This is a genomic window from Succinatimonas hippei YIT 12066 (genome assembly GCF_000188195.1).
GTDB classification, from domain to species: domain Bacteria; phylum Pseudomonadota; class Gammaproteobacteria; order Enterobacterales; family Succinivibrionaceae; genus Succinatimonas; species Succinatimonas hippei.
Window position 1 is genome coordinate 1 of sequence record NZ_GL831033.1, and the last position, 5,461, is coordinate 5,461.

The window sequence follows — 5,461 nt, forward strand, 5'->3', positions numbered from 1 at the left end:
AAATATTAATAGAAATTACTGCTCAATGTGAGTTTTATCAGGCATAAAAAAAGCCTTCGATTTGAAGGCTTTTTCGTTTATTTAAATTTTAATTGCTAACTTTAAGTTTTAGCATAAATTTTTACTTGGAAGCACGGGCAGCAGCATCTTCAATGGAAAGCTTGTTGGCTGCGGCTCTTAAGTCATCAACAGACATATTGGACAGTGCAACGATTTCCTCAGCATTGTAAGGAAGGCTCTGTTCGAAGTATTTATCGTAATCACCGTAGTCCTCAGGAGAAGATACATAGAGGTACGGGAAGGTTAAATCGATAAATTGATCTTCATAGTTTGCACCGCTTTTAACGGCATTGTAAACCAGCATAAATGCATACAGAGGATCGCAATAGTGACCGCCTGACTGTCCTGCCATAGATCCGTTTGTTAATCTTTCACCCAGATCCGGGAGGAAGTCGGTTGAAACGATGGAGATGTCTTTGACTTTACCGGCTCTTTCAACAGCTGCAACGGCACCAAGCAAAGGATCACCGCCGCCGCCTGCCGGAATAAGTGCATCAAGAGTAGGATCGGCTGCCATTAAAGCTTCAGCAGCTTTTGAACCGCCTTCAGAAGAAGTACCTGCGTACTGTGGCTCGGAGAGTTTTACCTGATCATCAGGATGTGCGGCATTCCACTTCTCTACACCGGCACGATATCCTTCCCAACGTCCAAGCCAGGTTGCGTCACCTTGCTCCCAGCCGATAAGACCGATGTTGCGGCATCCTTTATTGATAAGTATATTGACGAGAGCTTCACCGTTTGCCGGCTCATCTTCATGGACAGCTCCGACAAAGTAAGGAGAGGCTTTGGCCATTGCATAAATTTCTGGACTGTTCTTTTCAGAGATGATGCGATAGAACTGTGCTAAGTAAACTTCGTTATCATTGCAGGTTTTGACTGCTGAAACCATTTCAGTATCTGAAGAGTTGCAAACGATAATACCTTGACATCCAGCGGCAACCAACTGTTCTACAGATGCGGTAACTCTTTCAGAAACGTGGCCTTGGTCAACATATTGAACTTCAACGCCTAAAGCTTCGGCAGCAGCATCAAGCATACGCTTACTGTCAGAGCCTAAAACGTCGGTTGATGACCAGATTGATACGCCGATCTTGATATCGCTATTGTCGATAGCTAAAGCGCTGGCACTATAGGAAGCCATTGAGGCGGCGAATAATGCGCCGGCGACAGTTATTGCAATTTTCTTTAGTTTCATATTGCAAATCACCTCTTGCGAAAATTTACGGTCTTTATTCTACAAGCGATAAAACTTGACACTAACTTTGCATCGCTTGATTTCACTTATCATGATATTTGAAATCAAGTCCGTAAACGTGTGCAATGCTCACAGTTTTTAGAACTTCTAGATAATGCAAGGGATTTTTTATGATTTTTGAGAGCTCGGTCCGTTTTTACGTAAACGTATGCGGAAAATTTTTCGATTGAAAATTAATGATTTTGTGAAAGCGGCTTGGTTAAAGAAGAATTAAGAAAGTGGATAAGAAACGGTCCTGATCGTAAAGATCAGGACACTAAGGATTAACTTACTTAATGATGGACAATGATTGACGGTCAGCAAAGATTGCTACGAAGGCAAGGAAAACAACACCTTGGATAAGCTGCATCATCTGGGTGCTGAATCCCATCATGGTAAGTCCGGAGGTCAAAACCACGTACAAAAGCGAACCTACGATTACATTGTAGAAACGAGCCATAGCACCTCCCGAAATAGGCATGCCGCCTAATACGAGAGCAATCAGGATCTGTGTTTCAAGCTGGTTGCCGCCGTTTGCTGTTACTGATCCGATTTTGATTGCTGAAATAAAAGCAGCAAAACCTGTAATGGCACCTGACAGCACGTATACGAGGAATTTAATGCGATCGGTACGAATACCGGCAAACATTGCGGCTTTTTCTCCGGCGCCGATAGCCTTTAAATAAGTACCGAATTTGGTGTAGTTGAAGCAGAAGAAGCCTATTGCTATAACCACCAAAGTTGCTCCGACTTTAAATGCAGTTGAGTCCCACATTACGAGCATAGGAGAACCTGCAACCGGCGCATCCGTGGTTAAGAATTTAATCAGTCCGCGGAATAGGAACATTGTGCAGATTGTCACGATAAAGGATTTGATTTTCCGATTTACATAGAAGTATCCGTTGACTGCACCAATAGCCGCTCCGGTAGCAATACCGGCAAGAATCGATAGTTCTATACTGTATTTAGATACCATGCACACGACTATGGCCGAAAGTCCCAAAATGGATCCTTGAGAGAAATCAAGACCGCCCATCGTCATGATGAAAAATACGCCCATTGCTGAAATCATAATTACATATACAGTACTCATAGCAAGGGGCAGACGCGTTATCAAACGTCCGTTTGTCAAGATGCTGAACAGCACAAACACGAAAATTAATCCGGCAATAGGCAATAGGGCACGAATACGGCGCATGGTGCGCTGCTTTTTAAGGGCCAGATCTTTGGCGCTTAATGTTGAATCTGTCATGATTTAGATCTCCTTACACCATCATCGCAATCAGTTTTTGTTCATCAAGATCGGGGTTTCTTAACACCTCGCCGCTTACGGCACCGTCTTTCATGATGATGATGCGATCACACATACCGATAAGTTCCATGAGCTCTTCTGAGATCATGATTATGGATTTTCCGTTCTTTCTCATGTGATTCATGAGTTGATAGATATCTTGCTTCACACCGATATCTATACCGCGGGTCGGACTGTCAAGTACTACAATATTAGATCCTTTGCCGATCCAGCGAGCCAGCACGACTTTTTGCTTGTTGCCGCCGGAAAGTTCAGAAACAAATTGATCGGTACTTTGCATCTTAACCGACATTTCTTTGGCGTATTGATTGGAAAATTCCCGTGCTTTCTTCCAGTTGATTACGGGAGAATGCCCGTATGAAAGATAGTTAAGCGACGGCATGATAATGTTTTCGCCGATTGACTGATTCAGTACTACTGACTCATTGTCTCTGTCCTTTGAGGTATAGGCAATGGAATTGCGGATAGCGGTAGGAATATCGTTGATATGTTGACCGTTATTCAATACTACTTCACCTTCACGATCGTAGCTTGCACCGAATATTGCCTTGCCGATTTCATGCATACCTGATTCGGAAAGACCGCCGAACCCCAAGATTTCACCTTGATGAAGGTCAAAACTGACGTTGTGTATTATTCCCGGAACGGTTACGTTCTTAACGGAAAGAACAACTTCATCAGAAATTTTTTCACCGTAATCGGAACGGTAATAATCACCCGTGACTTCACGTCCGACCATCAGTTTTTTAAGACCGTCCTGATCGATATCTTTAGCTTTTAACGTATCGATATATATGCCGTCTCGCAAAATGGTAATGGTATCTGATTTAGAAAGAATTTCCGATAAATCATGGGAAATAAAGATGATGGTATTACCTTCGTTCTTGATACGCTCCATCTGCTTATACAGCTCTTCACGTCCTTCCTGCGATAAGGCGGTAGTTGTTTCGTCAATTACCACTATTTTGGGGTGGAAGTAGGTGGCTTTGACGATTTCGATAAGCTTTCTATCTTCAAAGTTATAGTCGTCAACCATTGCTGAAGCTTTGATATGATCAAAACCGTATTCTTTTAACAGTCGGTTTGCTTCGGCATTCATTGCCAGGGTATTACGGAAACCGTGTTTGATAAAACGGTCTTCATGGCCTAAGAAAATATTTTCCGCAACCGTAAGTCCTGAAAGCGTTCCTAATTCCTGAACGATAATGGAGACGCCGAGATTATTGGCTTCAACCTGATTGTGCGGATGGATTTCCTTCCCGTCAAGAATGAAACTTCCCGTCTCCATAGAGTAAATGCCGGTAAGCATATTGGTTAAAGTTGATTTACCGGATCCGTTTTCGCCAATCAGGGCATGGACTTCACCCTTGTTAACGTCAAATGACACATTCTGCAGAGCTTTGGTGATACCGAAGTTCTTACTGATGTTTCGTACTTGTAATCTTACTTCGCTCATAACTGCCTGCCTACTTCACGATCTCGCCTTTAACTATTTTAGTAGTGAGAGTAATGATGATGAGTAACGCTAAACCGGAAATCATATCCTGAATTGCGGTCGGAGCGCCTAAGGAAATGAATCCGAAGAATATGATGTTAACGATGAACTCGCCTAAGATGATAGCCTGCAGCGGAATTCCGTATCTCATGAAAGCAAGTCCGAAGAAGCATCCCATGGTAGGTATAAAGTTACGGCTCATAGACTGCATGCCGGTAACAGCTACGATTGAAGATCCGTAGCTGATGGTGAGAATTGCCATAGCTCCGAAGAAAGCGCCGCTTAAAATAAAAGCATAAACTTTATAACGGTCTACGTTGATACCCATATTTTTGGCTACATATTCGTTAGAGCCGATAGCATAAGTGTAGGTACCGAATTTAGTGTAGTTAAGTATTACATAAGCAATAACGAAAGTTATGCAGGCTAATATGATGTTGCCCGGCATCTGGCCTAAGCCGCGCATATCAGAAGGCAGGGTCTGTCCGACGCCGCCTGCGATATAGTTTGCTATGGACTCATAGATAAGCGCCAGACCTGCCGTAACAATCATGGAGGGAATGCGCAGTCTGACATAGAAAAAGCCGTTGCATAAACCGACTAAAGATCCGGTAATGATGCATCCTAAAATTAATCCCGGATATCCCATACCGAAAGTATTGGCAAGCTGGCAGCCTACGACTGCTGAAAGGATAATGTTGGCACCGATGGAAAAATCGAAAAGGCCCATATCCATAACAAAATAAAATCCGATAGCACCTACCGTAGCAATAAGACTTGCCTGGAAGTAGGCCATAAGATTTTCAGGTGATCCGAAATTGTCAGGTGTCAAAATTTTAAAAATCAGCCATGACAGGAAAACCAGCGCAATTAGGACTATGTATCCTTTAGTTGCGCCGGAAAGTTTGCTAAATCCATTCATGCTTGTTTACCTTCGTTAGATCGATATGGGACATCGTGTCAACCATAGCGTTAATATGTATGTTTAAAAACAAAAAAATTCCGGCAGGTAATTTTTATCTTCCTTAAGGAGATCCGGCGTAAGATCTTTTAAAGAATATTTTCAGACCGGACATTGCTTATCTGGTAATGATAAAAAAGTCATGATTAGCATGTCACGCAAACGTTTACGATATTTGAATATTAAGCACGTTTTTTTAAATTGTTAACTTTTAAATTTGAGAATTATCACAAAAAACAAAACGCTACATGACATATAGATAAAATTCGTTGTATGGAAGATTGACGGTATTTACGAAAACCGTTAATTTTTAACGAAAATTTTTGAGGTTGCCGTTAAAAATGTTGATGAAAGACACTATTTTTAACTCACATTGAGCAGTAATTTCTATTAATATTT

At 42.0% G+C, this 5,461-nt stretch carries 4 protein-coding genes; all 4 read right to left on the bottom strand.

Annotated elements, in window-relative coordinates; all coding sequences use genetic code 11:
* Positions 1-121: 121 nt before the first annotated feature.
* Positions 122-1,255 carry a sugar ABC transporter substrate-binding protein gene (locus HMPREF9444_RS07165; RefSeq protein ID WP_009143738.1) on the bottom strand — a complete coding sequence of 378 codons (1,134 nt, stop codon included), beginning with the start codon at positions 1,253-1,255 and terminating at the stop codon, positions 122-124.
* A 328-nt stretch (positions 1,256-1,583) separates the two neighbouring features.
* A complete protein-coding gene (locus HMPREF9444_RS07170; RefSeq protein WP_009143739.1) occupies positions 1,584-2,546 on the bottom strand; it encodes an ABC transporter permease in 963 nt (320 codons plus the stop codon).
* 13 nt (positions 2,547-2,559) lie between these two features.
* The gene (locus tag HMPREF9444_RS07175) at positions 2,560-4,062 is read right to left on the bottom strand and encodes a sugar ABC transporter ATP-binding protein (RefSeq protein WP_009143740.1); all 1,503 of its coding nucleotides are present in this window, start codon (positions 4,060-4,062) and stop codon (positions 2,560-2,562) included.
* A 10-nt stretch (positions 4,063-4,072) separates the two neighbouring features.
* A complete protein-coding gene (locus HMPREF9444_RS07180) occupies positions 4,073-5,023 on the bottom strand; it encodes an ABC transporter permease (RefSeq protein ID WP_009143741.1) in 951 nt (316 codons plus the stop codon).
* Positions 5,024-5,461 lie beyond the last annotated feature (438 nt).

Excerpts from the sequence above, each read along its gene's own strand:
- HMPREF9444_RS07165 (WP_009143738.1), bottom strand. The coding sequence starts at position 1,255 with ATGAAACTAAAGAAAATTGCAATAACTGTCGCCGGCGCATTATTCGCC.
- HMPREF9444_RS07170 (WP_009143739.1), bottom strand. The coding sequence starts at position 2,546 with ATGACAGATTCAACATTAAGCGCCAAAGATCTGGCCCTTAAAAAGCAG.
- HMPREF9444_RS07175 (WP_009143740.1), bottom strand. The coding sequence starts at position 4,062 with ATGAGCGAAGTAAGATTACAAGTACGAAACATCAGTAAGAACTTCGGT.
- HMPREF9444_RS07180 (WP_009143741.1), bottom strand. The coding sequence starts at position 5,023 with ATGAATGGATTTAGCAAACTTTCCGGCGCAACTAAAGGATACATAGTC.